The 16,511-nt window shown below is 43.3% G+C and carries 12 protein-coding genes and 1 tRNA gene; 9 read left to right on the forward strand and 4 right to left on the reverse strand.

All coding sequences use genetic code 11. The features are described 5' to 3' along the window. Nucleotides 1–1,779, reverse strand: a 1,779-nt coding sequence (dnaG, locus tag ACYVAA_RS19380) for a DNA primase (protein WP_460544943.1), incomplete at its 3' end; no start/stop codon positions are given. 238 nt (nucleotides 1,780–2,017) lie between these two features. On the opposite strand from dnaG, the gene ACYVAA_RS19385 reads away from it, so the two are divergent. The 6 genes from ACYVAA_RS19385 to ACYVAA_RS19410 all read left to right on the forward strand — a co-directional run bounded on the left by ACYVAA_RS19385 (nucleotide 2,018) and on the right by ACYVAA_RS19410 (nucleotide 9,594). Next, nucleotides 2,018–3,112 (forward strand): Mrp/NBP35 family ATP-binding protein, encoded by a 1,095-nt coding sequence (locus tag ACYVAA_RS19385; protein WP_460544945.1) that lies wholly within the window; start codon nucleotides 2,018–2,020, stop codon nucleotides 3,110–3,112. Between the two features lie 5 nt (nucleotides 3,113–3,117). Next, nucleotides 3,118–3,369, forward strand: coding sequence for a NifU family protein (locus ACYVAA_RS19390; protein WP_460544947.1), 252 nt, complete (start codon nucleotides 3,118–3,120; stop codon nucleotides 3,367–3,369). A gap of 32 nt (nucleotides 3,370–3,401) precedes the next feature. Then, nucleotides 3,402–6,464, forward strand: a complete 3,063-nt coding sequence (locus ACYVAA_RS19395; protein ID WP_460544950.1) for a choice-of-anchor J domain-containing protein — start codon at nucleotides 3,402–3,404, stop codon at nucleotides 6,462–6,464. Between the two features lie 195 nt (nucleotides 6,465–6,659). Further along, nucleotides 6,660–7,433, forward strand: coding sequence for a PASTA domain-containing protein (locus ACYVAA_RS19400; RefSeq protein ID WP_460544952.1), 774 nt, complete (start codon nucleotides 6,660–6,662; stop codon nucleotides 7,431–7,433). Further along, nucleotides 7,433–9,283 (forward strand): T9SS type A sorting domain-containing protein, encoded by a 1,851-nt coding sequence (locus tag ACYVAA_RS19405; protein WP_460544954.1) that lies wholly within the window; start codon nucleotides 7,433–7,435, stop codon nucleotides 9,281–9,283. The genes ACYVAA_RS19400 and ACYVAA_RS19405 overlap by 1 nt, the downstream gene beginning before the upstream one ends. Nucleotides 9,284–9,285: 2 nt before the next feature. Beyond that, on the forward strand, nucleotides 9,286–9,594 hold the full coding sequence (locus ACYVAA_RS19410) for a rhodanese-like domain-containing protein (RefSeq protein ID WP_460544956.1): 309 nt from the start codon (nucleotides 9,286–9,288) through the stop codon (nucleotides 9,592–9,594). A gap of 77 nt (nucleotides 9,595–9,671) precedes the next feature. Here ACYVAA_RS19410 and ACYVAA_RS19415 read toward each other — a convergent pair whose 3' ends face one another. The 3 genes from ACYVAA_RS19415 to ACYVAA_RS19425 form a co-directional block, all read right to left on the reverse strand. Next, nucleotides 9,672–11,291 (reverse strand): glycoside hydrolase family 5 protein, encoded by a 1,620-nt coding sequence (locus ACYVAA_RS19415; protein ID WP_460544958.1) that lies wholly within the window; start codon nucleotides 11,289–11,291, stop codon nucleotides 9,672–9,674. A 151-nt stretch (nucleotides 11,292–11,442) separates the two neighbouring features. Beyond that, a complete protein-coding gene (locus tag ACYVAA_RS19420) occupies nucleotides 11,443–12,549 on the reverse strand; it encodes a site-2 protease family protein (protein ID WP_460544960.1) in 1,107 nt (368 codons plus the stop codon). Continuing rightward, nucleotides 12,539–13,171 carry an HAD family hydrolase gene (locus ACYVAA_RS19425; RefSeq protein ID WP_460544962.1) on the reverse strand — a complete coding sequence of 211 codons (633 nt, stop codon included), beginning with the start codon at nucleotides 13,169–13,171 and terminating at the stop codon, nucleotides 12,539–12,541. Before ACYVAA_RS19425 ends, ACYVAA_RS19420 begins: the two co-directional genes overlap by 11 nt. 136 nt (nucleotides 13,172–13,307) lie before the next feature. On the opposite strand from ACYVAA_RS19425, the gene ACYVAA_RS19430 reads away from it, so the two are divergent. The 3 genes from ACYVAA_RS19430 to ACYVAA_RS19440 all read left to right on the forward strand — a co-directional run bounded on the left by ACYVAA_RS19430 (nucleotide 13,308) and on the right by ACYVAA_RS19440 (nucleotide 16,398). Next, nucleotides 13,308–13,381: transfer RNA gene (locus tag ACYVAA_RS19430), tRNA-Ile, on the forward strand. Between the two features lie 403 nt (nucleotides 13,382–13,784). After that, entirely contained in the window at nucleotides 13,785–14,660 is an 876-nt protein-coding gene (locus tag ACYVAA_RS19435; protein ID WP_460544964.1) for a DMT family transporter, read from the forward strand. A 1,183-nt stretch (nucleotides 14,661–15,843) separates the two neighbouring features. Then, complete coding sequence (locus tag ACYVAA_RS19440; protein ID WP_460544966.1) at nucleotides 15,844–16,398, forward strand: nucleotidyl transferase AbiEii/AbiGii toxin family protein; 555 nt, start codon at nucleotides 15,844–15,846, stop codon at nucleotides 16,396–16,398. The last annotated feature ends 113 nt before the right edge of the window (nucleotides 16,399–16,511 follow it).

Consider the following 16,511-nt stretch of genomic DNA (forward strand, 5'->3'; position numbering starts at 1 on the left):
CGAAAGGTCATCGTACTCCCTGCTGGTATAGATCATATGCTTGGATTGCCAATTGTTGGACATTTCATGCCTTTGGGAAATCATGTTGATCACTTCCGATTTGATCTCGGCATTGTCTGATTTGATAAAGTAATCCGCATCGGGCAGGACTCCCTTTTTCAGGGCCCTTTTGTACTCTATGAAGATATTTCGGTAGATAGGAGTGGTAAACTCCAACTCGCTGGTCTCCTGAATTAAATATTCACAAACGTGCAAATCTTCTGAGACCTTCTCAAATCCATAAGTAACCAATAAACGGAGCATTTCCCGTTCCTGATTGGCTACAATGTCCCTGGTAGAAACCTTGGGCTTTTCCTCGGGCAAAAAAGTCTCAAAAGGACTTTCCTCCATTGGCGGAAAGGGCGGTGGTGGTCCCGGCGGAGGCTCCATCTGTCCTTTCCCTTTGAAATAAGCCTCCTTTTGGCCTTTTAGCAAGATCTTGTTGAGCTCGGAAAGTACAATTTCCTCTTCCATCTGGAGCAGTCTGGCGGATTCCTTGACATACACGGCCCGCGTGATGGGATCCGGTATCTTGGCCACACTCTGCACCACCTGTCTTACCGTATCGGCTCTTTTGATCGGGTCATTGGCCGCCTCTTCTTCATAGAGGGCTATCTTAAATTCTATAAAATCCCTGGCATTTTCACCCAGATACTTCTGAAAGGCTTCTGAGCCCACTTTCCTGCTGTAACTATCCGGATCATCCCCGTCAGGAAATACGACCGCTTTGACGTTAAGCCCACCTTCCAAGAGCATGTCAATCCCCCTTAGGGAAGCCTTGATACCGGCGGCATCCCCATCATAAAGCACGGTCACGTTATCGGTAAACCGTTTGATCAATTTGATCTGGTTTTCGGTCAACGAAGTACCGGAAGAAGCCACCACATTTTCAATGCCCGAAAGGTGCATGGAGATCACATCGGTATACCCTTCTACCAGGTAGCAGTTGTCCTCGCTCCTAATGGCTTGCTTTGCCTGATAGATACCATAAAGCACATCACTTTTATGGTATATTGCGGTCTCAGGTGAATTGATGTATTTGGGTTGCTTCTTATCGTTGGTCAGTATCCTGGCCCCAAAGGCAATAGGCTTTCCCGCCAAATTATGGATCGTAAATACCACCCTTCCCCGGAAGCGGTCATACTTTCTGCTAGGATCTCCCTCCTTTTGCAATATCAACCCACCTTTGAGCAATATATCTTCGGAGTGACCGGCCTTGCTGGCAGACTTGTGCAGGTGGTCCCAACTATCCATCGCATAGCCCAGGTCAAACTTTTGAATGGTGGACTGGTTGAATCCCCGTTCTTTAAAATAACTCAGCCCTATGGACTTACCTTCCTCTGATTCAAGCAGGTTCTTGGAGAAAAGATCACGGGCAAAACTTTGTACAATGTACAGGCTCTCCCGTTCATTATACGCCTGCACCTCTTCCGGTGTGGCCGCTTTTTCTTCTTCCACTTCAATCCCATATTTCTGGGCCAGCTGACGGATGGCTTCATTAAACCCGATCCCTTCAATGTCCATGACAAACTGGATGGCATCTCCCGAAGCACTGCAACCGAAGCATTTATAAATCTGCTTGGCAGGTGAAACTGAAAAGGAAGGGGATTTTTCATGGTGAAATGGACAGCAGGCCCATAAATTCTGTCCCTTCTTTTTTAAGGGCACATAATCGTTGATCACCTCTTCGATATCTACCCTGTCCTTGACTTTATCCGTTGTGATTTTACTTAATGACATGCTGTGTTGAGAATGACTCCAAAGATAAAAAGTATTCCCCAACTAACCGTGACCGATATCCCGCTTTCTCCGAAACTATTCCAGGATGGGGACAGTTATACATGAGAAACTAGCGTGAGTATCACCCGGTTTGATCTTTACCATAAAATAATGCGTATGTATTCAGTGGGAGAATAATCCTCCGAACAGTTTCAAAAAGGATTATTAAGCACTAAATTGCGCAAAATTTAGCCTAGGAATGATTATTAGCAAAGAAAAGGTACTAAAAGCACTCTCAACGGTAGAAGACCCTGATCTTAAAAAAGATCTGGTCACATTGGGGATGATCCAGAATGTAGTGGCCGAAGGCAATAAGTTAAGCTTTAAAGTAGTCTTAACCACTCCTGCTTGTCCGCTAAAGGAACTGATTAAAAGCCAATGTGTGGAAGCCCTGGAGAAGGAGTTCGGCCCAGAGCTGGAACTTGACATCACCATGACTTCCAATGTCACTACGGTCAGAGACAATGCTCCCTTGCTGCCTAAAGTGAAGAACATTATTGCCATTGCCTCCGGTAAAGGCGGTGTTGGAAAATCTACCTGCTCTTCCAACCTTGCTGTGGCCTTGGCTGCCAGCGGTGCAAAAGTAGGCTTGGTGGATGCTGATATTTCAGGCCCATCCATTCCCACCATGTTTAATGTGGAAGGAGAACAGCCTGCGGTCAAACAGGAAAATGGTAAAAACATCATTATTCCGATCGAACAGTACGGTGTCAAACTGATGTCCATAGGTTTTCTTACCCCTGCGGACAGTGCAGTGGTCTGGAGAGGCCCTATGGCCAGCTCAGCCCTGAAACAGTTTATCGCTGACGTGGAATGGGGTGAACTGGATTATCTTCTCATTGATTTGCCTCCAGGAACCTCCGACATTCATTTGACGATGGTCCAAACAGTACCTGTAACGGGTGCCGTTATCATTACCACACCTCAAAAGGTGGCCTTAGCGGATGCCACGAAGGGACTTTCCATGTTCAAGCAGCCTCAAATAAACGTACCCGTTTTAGGTGTTGTGGAAAATATGGCCTATTTTACACCGGAAGAATTACCCGACAATAAATATTATTTGTTCGGGAAAGAGGGAGGCCAAAGATTGGCCAAGAAGTTTGAAGTTCCCTTCTTGGGAGAGATCCCGATAGTGCAAAGCATAAGGGAAAGCGGTGACAGTGGCTATCCGGCAGTGCTCAAAGAAGGAGTAACTGAAAAAGCCTTCACCAACCTCGCAGAAACGTTGGCCAGACAGGTTGCCATCAGAAATGCAGAAAAAAACAAAACGAAGATTGTACAGGTTAATGCCTAAATAAAATGGATACTGAATTAATTGGAAAAATAGAGATTGCGCTAGATACTATAAGGCCCTATTTGGAGGCAGACGGAGGTAACGTGAAGATAGTGGGACTGACTGAAGAGATGGTTTTACAACTGGAACTTACAGGTACTTGTAGTTCTTGCCCCATGTCCACCATGACATTGAAGGCAGGTGTTGAAGAGGCGGTTAAAAAAGCCATTCCAGAAATCAGCAGTGTAGAAGCTATCAACATTTCACTTTCCGAATAAATGATCAATTTCACCTATTAAGGAGTTAAATAATGAAAAGGGTATTACTAATTTTAAGGATAAGGTTGGTTTTATCCTTTTTGTTATTTTTCTCCATAACCTATGCTTCCGCCCAAAGCGTAAAGGCCCACTTTTTAAATTCCGCCGACCCTCAGCAAGACGTTCAGCAATGTGAGGCGACTTTTATAGAAAACAAACAAATCGAAAAGCTGGGGCTGTTTGGCACCAAAGAATACTTCGAATCCTGGATTGGCGAAGCCATCGAAGAACGAAGAAAATCCCAGTTTTTAAGAACACAGGATCTGGAAGTAAGGACCATCCCGGTGGTGGTGCATGTGATCCACAATGGTGAGGCCATTGGGCAGGGGGCCAACATTCCTTTATCACAAATAGAAGCGCAAATCCGTACACTCAACGAGGACTTCAGACGTACCAATCCTGATGCGGTAAACACCCCCGAAGAATTTCAGCCCGTTGCTGCCGATACTTTTATCGAATTTGTCCTGGCCAAGCAAGATCCCAATGGGCTCCCTACCTCAGGTATCAACAGAGTGCAAGGCAAAAAGAGCCAATATTCCAGAACAGACGCCAGCCTTATCAGTGATATAGCTTACTGGGATTCTGAAGATTACCTTAATATATGGGTAGTACCACTTGAAAGCACGACCATTGGTTTTTCCTCCTTTCCTGTTGCGAACCTGGATGGTCTGAACTTTCCTGCCCCTACAGCCCAAACAGACGGAGTAACCGTAGATTACCAATATTTCGGAGAAGGAGGCAATGCCTCCAATGCCTCTATGGGCCGAACCACCACGCATGAAATCGGCCACTTCCTTGGGCTGCGCCATATTTGGGGAGATGGGGACTGCGATGTGGATGACTTTGTGGAAGATACCCCAAACCAGAGTTCTTCAAATTCCAATTGCCGAAGTACCCCACGGATTACCTGTGGTTCCAGGGATATGATTGAAAACTATATGGATTATACCACTGACCAATGCATGAACCTTTTCACCTTGGGTCAGTTGGAGCGTATGGATGTGGTCTTGGCCAATAGCCCACGTAGGGCATCCCTGGTAAATGGCAGGGCTACTCAATCCCCATTACTTGTCGATAATGATTTGGCACTTCAGCAAATCATGTCTCCTCAGGATTATATCTGCTCCACTTCCATTACTCCCGAAGTTTTGGTTTTCAATGCGGGTTCCAATTCCATTAACTCCGCAGAAGTAGCTATCCTGCTCAACGGCCAACTCCTGGAACAAAAGACAGTTAATGTTAACCTGTCCCAAGGAGCATCAGCTACCATTAGCTTTAATCCAATTAATTTGCCGTCTTCCAACAACAGTTTTGAAGTCAGGGTGATTGCTGTAAACGGCACAAGTGATCAAAATGAGGATAATAATGTGTTGACCTCTTCTCCTGCATTGCAGGCCAACCTTGACATCCCCTATACCTACCAGGCAGGCGATTTCAATACGGTCTGGAGGGTACAAAACGATGATGGGGGGATCACCTGGAGGCAACGCCAAATCTCCATTGACGGGACACAACAGACCCTCCTAGGTGTCAATTTCTATAATTATGAATCTGACGGCAGTGTAGACTACTTTATTTCACCGCAGATAGACCTTTCCAATCATCCCAATGCCCAGCTGGTATTTGAAATGGCTCATGCCCCCTACCCTGAAACAGGCTTGGATGATCGCTTGTTGGTGGGTGTTTCGACCGATTGCGGCAATAGCTTTGATATCCTCAATGCCCCTTATGACAAATCCGGCCAGACCCTAAGTACGGTAGAATCCACAACCAACGAATTTATCCCCACTTTTGAATCCGAATTCAGGACAGAAGTGGTCAACCTGGCCGACTATGCTGGGCTGGGCAATGTGAGAATCGCCTTTATTGCCATCAATGGATTTGGCAACAATCTTTTCATCAAAAACATTAAGATCAATTCCACTGAAGAGTCCGTTTATTCATTGAAGCTTGAACGTGTGGCAAGTCCTTCACCGATCACGGATGGCAGTCAAGAGAATGAGGTGCTGGAAGTAAGCAATACCGGTACGCTGCCCATCAACCATTTTCTGGTAGACCGCGAGGTCAATGGCTCCTCACGCCCTACTCTTATAGTGGAAGACATTGATTTGGCTCCTGACCAAAGCATATTGGTAGCGCTTCCCAACACGCTTTCATTCGGGCTGAATGAAATTAGCTATAGTGTCCACTCTCCGAATTTCGACCAAAACAACGATGGTGAAAGTAAGCTCCAGAGGTTCTTTGTACAGAATGACGAGGAAATTTCGGTACCATGGAGGCAATATTTTGACGACGTTGTATCCATTAATCCTTGGGTAAGTATCAACCCTGAGAGCGGGACAGATTCATGGGAACTGATCAGCAAGCAAACGGGAGAGGCTGGAGACAACTTGGCCAATGTACGTGACCAAAGCGAAAACAACAGTTATTGGATTGGTTCTCCGGTCATGGATCTCAGCGGCACTTCAAGGGCCAGTATTTTCTTTGACAGGGCAGCCAGCGGTGTTGACAGCGACACCCGTCTCACGGTATTGTTAAGTACAGACGGAGGAGTACATTTCGATCAAGAATTGGAGGTGTACGTAGGAAATGAGCTGAACACCATTCCAGGGGAAAGTCCCATCAACCCCAATGCCCCTGAGGAATTCAAAAAAGAATTTATCGATTTGTCTGCTTTTACGGGAGAGGGCTTTGAAAAAGTAAGGATCGCATTTGTTGTAGAAAACGGTTCAAGTAATACCAATCCTGTTTACCTGGAAAATATAGAGTTTTTCTTAGCTAATAACCCTGACCCTGTCTATCCAGGTTTGGGCAGTGCCCTCCTCTACCCCAATCCAGCAACGGATATTTTCAATCTTGCCTTCAATTTGGATCAATTTGAAGATGTACAGATTCAGATAATCAGCGCTTCGGGCCAAGTGGTCTATGATGTGCTTCACCCCATGACGCTTAACCAAACGTACAGTTTCAGTACGTCACTATTTTCCAAAGGGGTGTTTATCATCAAGATCCAAAGTGACACCATTTCCATGACCAAGCGACTCATTATTCCTTGATAGTACTCAAGAAAAGTGTTTATCACTACTTCGGTATTTTTGATTGGGATCAGGAAGGATGAACTGGAATTATTATCCACTCCGTGTAAAATTGGCACACTTATTATGGTTATGCCAATGATTTAAATGTAAAATCATTTACCGAAGCCATTTTATAAATTACCTTTACGTAGGATATAATTATCACTATCATCAATGAATAGAATTAAAGCGGGTTCCAAAAAGATCATCACCCATGTCGCATTGATACTGGGAGCATTGTTTGTCATCTTGTTTATTTTTTTCCAGATTTTCCTGCCAGGATACACCAATCATGGAGAAACGGTTACTGTTCCGGATTTGGAAAACTTCCATTACAGCGAAGTTGAGGGCTACCTTGACGACCGTGATTTGCGCTATGAAGTTACCTTGGACAGTGGCTTTGTATCCGAAGCCCAGCCTTTGACTGTGCTGAAGCAAAACCCCAAACCGGGAGCCAAAGTAAAACAGGGACGCAAAATATACATTACCCTCAATGCCCAAAATGCCCCTTTGATAAAGATGCCTAATTTGGTCAACAGTCCATTAAAAAACGCACAGGAAGTATTGTCCAATCACGGTTTGGTAAGAGGCGAAATCATCTATCAGCCTGACATAGCCATGAATACCGTGTTGGAGCAAAGGTTCCATGGTAGGGCAATTAAGGAAGGCTTTGAAATTCCCAAAGGATCTGAAATCGATTTGGTGGTCGGAGATGGACTGGGCAAGCAGTCACTGGCCATCCCTAACCTGATCGGAATGGATGAAACTGAAGCGGAATTTCTAGTGATAGGATCCGGATTAAGGATGGGACGGGTTTCTTATGTCAGTACCGACACCGTACCCAAAGGCACTATCGTCCGTCAAAGACCCCCATCTGGTATTGAGGCAAAAACCGGGGAAGTTATCGATTTATGGATTTCTGAATTGGGCGTTGATCAGAACTTTTAATGAGCATTAAAGTTAAAATAGCCGCATATTTTTTTGGGTGGCTGACACTGTGTATCTGTGGGAATGATGCCTTTGCCCAATTGCAACAGCTTTCGGTGGACAGGAACAGTGCCAACGTTAACAATACGGCCCTTTCATCTGCCCGCCTTTTGGCCGATACGCTGACGCTTCCCTTTTGGGATGACTTTTCCAATGCCCAATTGGATGCTGCCAAATGGACCAATGAAGGCGCCCATATTACTTATGGTGTAGGTGTCAATTCCCCTACTATTGGTGCCTTATTACTAGACGGAACCCGATCCAATGGGCAACCCTACAGTACTGACATCAGGCAGCAGGGACTTGGGGACCAGGTCACCTCTCAAATGATTGATTTAACCGAAGTTCCTTCAGAGGAACAAGGCAGTATTTACCTTAGCTTCTTTTGGCAGGCAGGGGGAAATGCGGAACTTCCCGATGAGGGCGACCAACTGGAATTGCTGTTTTTGGACAGCTTGGGCAACTGGAACCAGGTTTGGAACCAATTTGGGGGAATATCCAGCAATCCGTTCCAACAGGAAATCCTTCCTGTAAGCGGAAGCTATCTTCATGATCATTTTCAGTTTAAATTCCAGAATTCAGGAAGACTGGCCGGCCCCTTTGACAGCTGGTTGATAGATTATGTTTACCTCCATTCCGGGAGGAGCCTTACCGACCTCAATTATCCGGACCGTGCCCTGACACGGCTAAACAGCAATTTTTTCGGGAAGTACAGCGCTGTCCCACTTTATGCCTTCAATGCCCAACCTGACACCTTCTTAACTGCTATAAGCAATCAATTCAATAACCTCAATGATCGCTTTAGGGCGATGGAATTTACCGTTGAATTGAGAAACAAAGCCGACCAACAGCTATTGGCCAGTTTGAATTCCAACAGTCCTTTTAACCCGGTTCCTTTGGCCAAAGAGCGAAGGAACTTTAGCAGCAATTTACCGGATGAGTGGACTAATGGGGAAATTGAAGACACCACAGATTTTGAAAGCATCATTTACCTCTCTTCCGGTGATAATTTCCTGATCGATCAAATAACCGATACCGACACTACCTATCATCAAGCGGTTGATTTTCGGGTTAATGACACGGTGCGCACCCTTATCCCTTTAAGGGATTACTTTGCCTATGACCGGGGGACAGTGGATTATGCCGCCGGAATCAACCAACGTTCCGGAATGTTGGCTGTAAAATACGAGACAGCCTCAACTGCCTATATTAATGGAATCAGCATCAATTTCACCAATGCCAGCCAGCGGGGAACAGCAGTTGATCTGATGGTTTGGTCTTCCCTTGATCAAGCGCCTATCTTTAACAAAGAAGTGGTTATCCAGGAAAAATCCAGCTTGGAAGAGTTTAACTATTTTCCCTTGGATACCGCCATTCAGGTAGGCCCTATTTTTTATATTGGATTTACCCAGTTTACCAATGAGTTTATCCATATAGGCCTGGACAAATCCAACGATACCTCCGAAGAAGTTTTTTACAATACCTCTGGTGAATGGCAGCCCAATACCGAGGTGATCGGGTCCCTTATGATCAGGCCCCATCTCCAAACCAGTGGACCGGATCCAGTAAATCCCGGAGCATCCAACTTAATTAAAGTTTACCCGAACCCAAGCACCGAAAATAGGGTTTACTTGGAAGGCGAAACAGATCTTGTAAAAATGTATGACCTTTTCGGAAGGGAAATAAATATAAATATCGTACCGGCTGAAAAAGGTAAAATCATTACTTTTACGAGAAGTAAAAAAGGGGTATACTTGATGAAAGTTTGGCGAGGTAATACCTCACATTTAATAAGAATATTAGCAGAATAACTATGGAAGACATTACGGTAGAAGAACTAAAAGAGCGATTGGAAAAGAAAGAGCAGTTTGCCTTTATTGACGTACGCGAAGAGTGGGAATATGAGGAAGACAACTTGGGAGCGTTTAACATTCCTTTAGCGCAGCTGCCACATTCATTGGATGAAATAGATCAATACAAAGACCAGGAATTAATCGTTCATTGCCGATCAGGAGCAAGAAGTGGCAATGCAAAGCAATTCTTGGAAACCAAAGGATTTTCAAAAGTAAGAAATGTCCTTGGAGGCATCCTTGCTTACAGACAACTTGAAGAAGAAGAGTAGGAATTATCCTACTCTTTTTTTCTTTCTTGAAAACCTTATTATTCCCTAACCGGGAAAGCCAGGACGAGAACTCCCCCCTATTCATTGAGCGGTATGCTAAAATGAGCTACCTTTTCATCTTCAGCAACTTCCAGGTGTAAATAGCCCGCCGTGGATTCAGGTATCTCGATGATATTTCCGTTTATTTTCTCCAAATAGTCTTTAGGTATCCTATGGATATCAGGAAAGTAAAACAATGAACCTGTGTCCTCGCTTGTATCCACCTCCCAACTTACTTCAAAGCGCTTGTTGTCTGCGTCGTTTTTATAAGATAATAGGCGGCCGCTTACACAGACGGGATAAGGGCGCATGATTACTTTTTGAAAGTAAGAAAGGTTTTCTGCCCCGGGATCATAGGACCAATAGGCATTGGAAAACAAATGCTGTTCTATCTGGCCCATGGTATGTTTGGCCACCGGAACAATTTCATCACCTCCCCCATAATAAGCACCCCATTCACCCAACCAGACAGGCATTTGAAGCCTTTTTCCTGTGTTTTTGATCCTTTCCATGATAAAATCAATTCGCAGCGTAGAAGCCTCTTCTGCTTGGTCAGTATCCACGACCAGATCATAACCATGGGGAGCATAAGCCACCAGGGAATCAGGCTGGCCATTTGGGAGGACGGTCCGCTCTATACTGCTTTTGACCCCCATATTACCAAAATAGGTATGTTCCAAAAACAATATCTTCTCCTGGTCTATTTCACGAATGGTGTTGGCCACTTTTTGATAAAAGGGCTGGAGTTTTTCTTTTTCAAACTTTGCGGCAATAGGGTACAATGCATCGATCACCGCTGAGAAGTCCTCTTTACTGTTGAGGTCCTGCAATGCCCCGGTTCGGCTTTCCGCATTGCCCCAAATCTCAAGCAGCTGCTCTTCCGAAAGGACCGTTCCGTTTTTTTTATAAAACCATTCCCCAAAAGCCTGAAGGATGGCGGGCATGGCCGCCTGCGCCATTGATCCGGGAAAAGGCTCGTTCATGATATCATAGCCGATCACATTTGGAGTATCTTTGTACCTTTTGGCTAGAAGCTCCCAAAGCTCGGCATAATGCTCTTGTAAGCCCTTACCATCTTTGGCGGGAGAGTTGTTCCAAAAGCTGTCAAATGCCTGCTGCACTGCTGGACTGATAAGATAAGCATCACTCCATACATCCCCTGTCACATGGGGCAATCCTCCTTCCAAGGTGGCCCATTCCGGCGCCCCGTCAGCGTACTTTGCACTGAAAAGATCCTGATGCATATCCAGCACCACAAAAACCCCATTTTCAGCAGCCCATTGAATTCTTTTGTCCACTTCTTTGAGATAATCTTCATCGTATTGATCCGGTTCAGGTTCCAGGCCATCCCAAATGAGAATAAAGCGGATGCTGTTAAATCCCCACTGTTTTAACCCAGCATAAAATTCTGGGCCAGATTGGAAGAGGTAGTTGTCCGCCTTTGACTTGCTTACCACATTGATCCCGTTCAGCAGTATTTCGCGGCCTTGATCATCGACAAAGCGGTCATTTTCTATGGAAACCGCTTTGGGAAAAACCACAGATGGGGATTCGGATGCCGGTCCACAACCGAGCAATAACATACCGGCTGCCCAAAAGATCAAAAAAAGCGGGAGGCAGGTATTAAAAGGGTGACTATTTTTGCAAGCTGTCCGCATGGTCATTTTGTTTTATCGTTAGGGGCACAAGTTGAATATACTTTAATTATTCAATTTTATCCGGTATTATTGCCAAAATTGCATAGCTAATTCAAGCAAATCCAAGCGCTCCTCCTATCGGAAAAAGCCTCGCGCACCCCGCTATTCCTATTTATGAAATCTGAAAGGGCTGCGGTGTAAAGCACAGGATAAAAATCACTATGGCCAACCAGGCCAGTATTTTACGAGGAGTGTTGATGGGCCTTTCATCAAGGGAAGGAGGATGTTCTATTCCGATCAACCTACCCAAAATAAAAGCAAACAGCAACCATCCTTCATAGCCCTCCAAACGGGGAAAATAAAAGGAAAGCATATATTGTACCGCTACGATACTCAGCGTAATGGCCCATCTGGACTGCGGGGGAAGATTGGATTTTCTGAAGCAGATAAACACAAAGCCAATATAAAGCGGCATGGCGATCAGCAAATAGCTGCCCTCCTGATAGGGGTTGACCATTCCCAGTCCGGCGAAAAACAGGAAAGCGGTATAAAAGCCCAAAGAAATCCATTTATGGTGTTTAGGGAAAAGGCCATAGACCACGTGCCCGCCGTCCAGTTGTCCTATGGGCAACAGGTTCAATGCCGTGAAAAACAATGCCAGATAACCGGCAAACAAATAAGGGAAATGGATGACTTCCATCATATTGGGCATCTTGGCCGGGTCGGCCAGCTGCTTTTCCATTCCATAGAAAAGCAGGTTATAACCTAACTCTATGTTTATTGTGCCTGCTTCCTCTGCAGAATATTCCGGATCTAAATATTCTGGATGGATTTGGTAGATATAATCCGCCTCAGGCAAATTTTGGAATCCATAATACAATACTCCCAGGGCGATGACAAAGCCCGCCAAAGGGCCGGCAACACCGATGTCAAAAAACTTCTTTCGACTGCTGACCATGGTTTTCATCTTGATGATGGCCCCCATGGTGCCTATAGAGGGAGCGCCAATAAAGCCCAGCCAGAACGGAATAAAAAAGGGCAAGGATGACTTCACTTTATGGTAGATAGAGGTAAACAAATGCCCCAGTTCATGGATCAGCAAAATCCCAATGAACGGAATGGAAAAGGTCATGGACTTCAGGAAGTATTCCCAAGTCAAAGGCATTTCGCTGGACAATACACTTCTATTGAACAACCATTCCCCACCGGCCAGCGTGGTGCAAATAAAAGTAAGGATTAATAAGGAGAGGTGTTTAAGGTATTCTTTTTTACTGTACATTCGAGAAGTAATCCATTAAAGCGGTGGAATGATTGATGTGAACGGTTTTAAGGCCTACTTTTTCTGCTCCCAGGAGATTGGGGGCCGTATCATCAAAAAATACTCCCTTCTCAGCGGACATCCCAACTTGTGCAAGTACTTTTTCATAGATAATGGTATCCGGCTTCCTACAGCCCATTTCATGGCTTAAAAAGACATGGTCAAAAAGGTGGTTAAAACTGCTGACTCCTGTGTCTTTCAAAAGGATCTCCTCTACCCTTTTGAAATGGATCCCATTGGTATTGGACAACATGAATACCGGGTGTGTTTTTCTCAATTCCCTTAACAGGTCTATCTTTTCGACCGGAATTTTACCAAGCATACCGTTCCAGATAGCATCGATTTCCTGATCGGTCCATTCTTTTTTAAACACCTTTCTGATTTCTGAACGAAAAGTGGCATCATCAATTTCCCCCTTCTCATAGGCATGGTGAACGGGATTGGTAATAAAAGTTTCAGATAAGCTTTTATTGGCCCCATCAAGGTGAAGGCCTAATTGATTGAGGGTAAACGAAGTATCCAGATCAATGATCACTCCGCCGAGATCAAAGACAAAAAAATCGATATTTTTATCTATATTCATAGGTGTAAATGTTGTTGTTTTGAAATCAAATATGTAACATTGCAGTCCCAAAAGCAAGGAAAAATGAACGAAGCTTTTTCCAAAACTTTCGAAGCAATGGAAACCATCCCTTGTCGACAGAAAGAATGCTTTTTGAGGGCCTATAGCTCAGCTGGTTAGAGCACTTGACTCATAATCAAGGGGTCCCTGGTTCGAGCCCAGGTGGGCCCACTGAAAATCAGCCACTTACGATTGAAAATTGTAAGTGGCTTTTTTATTTGCACACGATTTGCACTCAAAACGGGGTCAAAAAATATTTTTAAACTTTCTTAAAGCCCATTATAAAAATGATTGTACTTTCCATGATTCTTTAGCCCCCATCATTATTTGTCCTATGGGATCAAAAAACAGGCATAAAAGAAGATGTTGTTTGAGTGAAGCTAAAAATAATTCATGGAATGCGATATACTAGTCCGGTTTGCTTTGATTAAAAAAATAAATTACCTTTGCGTCAGATAAGAATCTACAGGCTAATTTTCCAACATTGGAGAAGAAAATCGGGGAAATTAGTATTCTTTTGCAGTAATAAGCATACTCTAATAGCTTAATGGCCAATTCATTAAACTATTTGAATATGCAAAAAAAACATCTTTATCTATTCCTCCTCATTTTAGGAACGGCTTTCTGGGGTATTTCTTTCACCTTCGTGAAATTAGGTGTAGGAAATGGTTCACCCTTTGTATTCCTTTCATACAAATTCTTTATTTCAGCCGTTTCACTGGCCTTAATTTTCTTTAATCAGTTAAAGTATATCACAAAAAATACCTTTCGGATCAGCTTACTTATCGGTACGCCGCTGCTATTTGGGACAATTTTACAAACCATCGGATTGAAACATACAACTGTTTCAAATGCGGCTTTTATCACCGGTCTGGATGTTCTGCTAATTCCTATTTTAAAGTTTCTCGTTTACAAGAAAAAAGTAGCCTTTAAAATATGGATTGCCTGCGCTCTGGCACTGACGGGATTATACATTATCGTTATAAAAGATGGACTCGCTTTTAATATCGGTGATTTATGGATTATTGTCTGTGCTTTTGGATTTGCTTTTTATGTATTACAAGTAGGTAAATTTTCCAAAGAAGCCAAGCCTATGCCAAGCGTTATTCTATTGATGCTATTCTGTGCTGCGGGATGTTTTATTTTTGCTTTGTTCGATAGCAATTCGGTCTGGTTGCCAAGCACCAATGACTTTTGGAATGGGGTTCTTTTTGCAGCCTTGCCAGCCACTGCGTATATGTATGGGGTTCAGAATGTTGGACAGCGATACTTAGGAGAAGAAAAGGTGGCCATGACGTATTTGTTGGAACCTGTATTCGCTACGGTGGCAGGGGTTGCAATACTAAATGAAAAGTTTTCCAATGAACTCTTTCTTGGAGGATTGCTTATCATATTTGCGATGGTCATTACAGAAGTCAACGTTAGAAAATTGATTAGACCGAATAGTTAGAAAGTGTTTTTTGGAATTTACGAAGGAAAGTATTTCTTTCTCTGATTCCCTCTCTCCAAGTTACACATTGCAATAAATCCTTACAATTATCTGGAATTACACCAATAATTGTATTTCTCACAGCCGTCAGACAGATTTACACGGATTTAAAAATCTTTACTGTGGATTGCTCTGCTTTCTCTGCTATAGTGGACAAGTTGTGGGGCAAGGTTATAATTGATAACTAATGGTGCCTTTGCGGATATAGATATTAACTTATTAATTACCAAGATTTCGATTTATCAACCTTTCCAATTACAACTATTTTCAATAGTTTAAAAAGCATTCAGTTTTGGGACAGTTGATGGAGGCGTTAAAAAAATGAGTTAGCTCGCGAAGTGGACGAGCGAGATCCACACATTTTTAACCTACAGCAAATGGCGCAAAATCAAATTGAGACAATCTGATCGTAATCGAAAACAAATTCTCTCAATTTGAAGAACCTGTCCCGACTACTGTACGGGAGGCTCCGTGGCCTAGTCCCGAATTCTATAGGGATGGTTCTTATCATCAGTGGAAATGCGCAGCATTCATGAAGACCATCAAGAACAAAACAATACCTGAAGAAAAGAAAACAATAAGAACCTTATAAGATTTGGTTACGTGCTCCATAGAGGATATATATTCACTCCAAACCTTTCACAGCAACGTGCGTGATGGTCTACCATTACATGGCCCATCTAAAGTTAGGCCTCCTGTTCTTTCCAATTGTTTGGGGTGCTAGGCGCCAGTGGGCAAAGAGCGTAGGGCTATTCAGGTAAACAGATACTAGCCACTTTATTAAGCTTCCTAGTTTTACTTTGTCAGCACATGCTTATAATTCGCTTAATGTAAGCAGAAACCGAACATTAAAACTCGATTTCTTCCATTTATTAAACTTCTGTTTTTCTCTTCAAAAATCTTCCCCTCTTTTTTATAAACACTCGTATTTTCATTTAAATGATGAAAATACGTTCTAGTCTTCTAAATTAGATTCCACGGTAACTGAAGAAAGAAAAATCTATTTTTAGGTAAAGATGAATACACACTGGACCTCTTGGTCAACAGTGCCCTTACCTCTTCAATGGGAGAAAATCTTATTAAGTACTGTAAGCATTTAGCTTTTAACTTCGCTCTGAATGGTATAGACATCCATAATCATCCCATGGAAAAGAAAAGATATTTTATAGAAGCTGAAATGGGAGGATCTAAAAACGATAGTTTTCCCAGTAATTTTTCAGAATTTATCTCAGCCTTAAACATGCACAGGGTTGAATATTTGCTAATTGGAGGATTTGCTATGGGGGCATATGGATATATCAGAAGCACAGGTGACCTAGATATATTTATTAATGCCACCCCCGAAAATGCTAAAAAAGCTATAGCTGCTTGTATTACCTTTGGAATAGAAGAGGGAGATCTGTCAGAGGACATGTTTTTGGTCAATAGAATGGTTGGGATAGGCCAACCTCCCTTAAGGATCGAAATTTTAAAAAAATTGGATGTAGTGGATTTCAATCTGGCTTATCAACGGGCAGAGAAAAAGAACATAGATGGTCACTTAATCCCCGTTATATCACTTGAAGATTTAATCCTACTGAAACAAGCTGCCGTGAAAGGCAGGAACAAAGAAAGGGACAGTGAAGATTTGAAGTTCCTAAAAAAACTTCAAGCAAAACTTAAAAATCAACCCAAAAATAGAAAATGGAAGCTCTGGTGAGCTTCCCTATTTTCATTTAAACGGTCTATAGTTTTAATCCCTTCACCTACTCAACCACCAAAAAACACCTAATACCACCTCCACAAATTGACACGACAAACACCATTATTCAC

This window comes from Echinicola sediminis (assembly GCF_054777495.1).

Bases quoted from the DNA above. Each gene is read 5' to 3' on its own strand.
- ACYVAA_RS19420 (WP_460544960.1), bottom strand. From the start codon at position 12,549: ATGTACAGTAAAAAAGAATACCTTAAACACCTCTCCTTATTAATCCTT.
- ACYVAA_RS19435 (WP_460544964.1), top strand. From the start codon at position 13,785: ATGCAAAAAAAACATCTTTATCTATTCCTCCTCATTTTAGGAACGGCT.
- ACYVAA_RS19415 (WP_460544958.1), bottom strand. From the start codon at position 11,291: ATGCGGACAGCTTGCAAAAATAGTCACCCTTTTAATACCTGCCTCCCG.
- ACYVAA_RS19440 (WP_460544966.1), top strand. From the start codon at position 15,844: ATGGAAAAGAAAAGATATTTTATAGAAGCTGAAATGGGAGGATCTAAA.
- ACYVAA_RS19395 (WP_460544950.1), top strand. From the start codon at position 3,402: ATGAAAAGGGTATTACTAATTTTAAGGATAAGGTTGGTTTTATCCTTT.
- ACYVAA_RS19390 (WP_460544947.1), top strand. From the start codon at position 3,118: ATGGATACTGAATTAATTGGAAAAATAGAGATTGCGCTAGATACTATA.
- ACYVAA_RS19425 (WP_460544962.1), bottom strand. From the start codon at position 13,171: ATGAATATAGATAAAAATATCGATTTTTTTGTCTTTGATCTCGGCGGA.
- ACYVAA_RS19410 (WP_460544956.1), top strand. From the start codon at position 9,286: ATGGAAGACATTACGGTAGAAGAACTAAAAGAGCGATTGGAAAAGAAA.
- ACYVAA_RS19405 (WP_460544954.1), top strand. From the start codon at position 7,433: ATGAGCATTAAAGTTAAAATAGCCGCATATTTTTTTGGGTGGCTGACA.
- ACYVAA_RS19385 (WP_460544945.1), top strand. From the start codon at position 2,018: ATGATTATTAGCAAAGAAAAGGTACTAAAAGCACTCTCAACGGTAGAA.
- ACYVAA_RS19400 (WP_460544952.1), top strand. From the start codon at position 6,660: ATGAATAGAATTAAAGCGGGTTCCAAAAAGATCATCACCCATGTCGCA.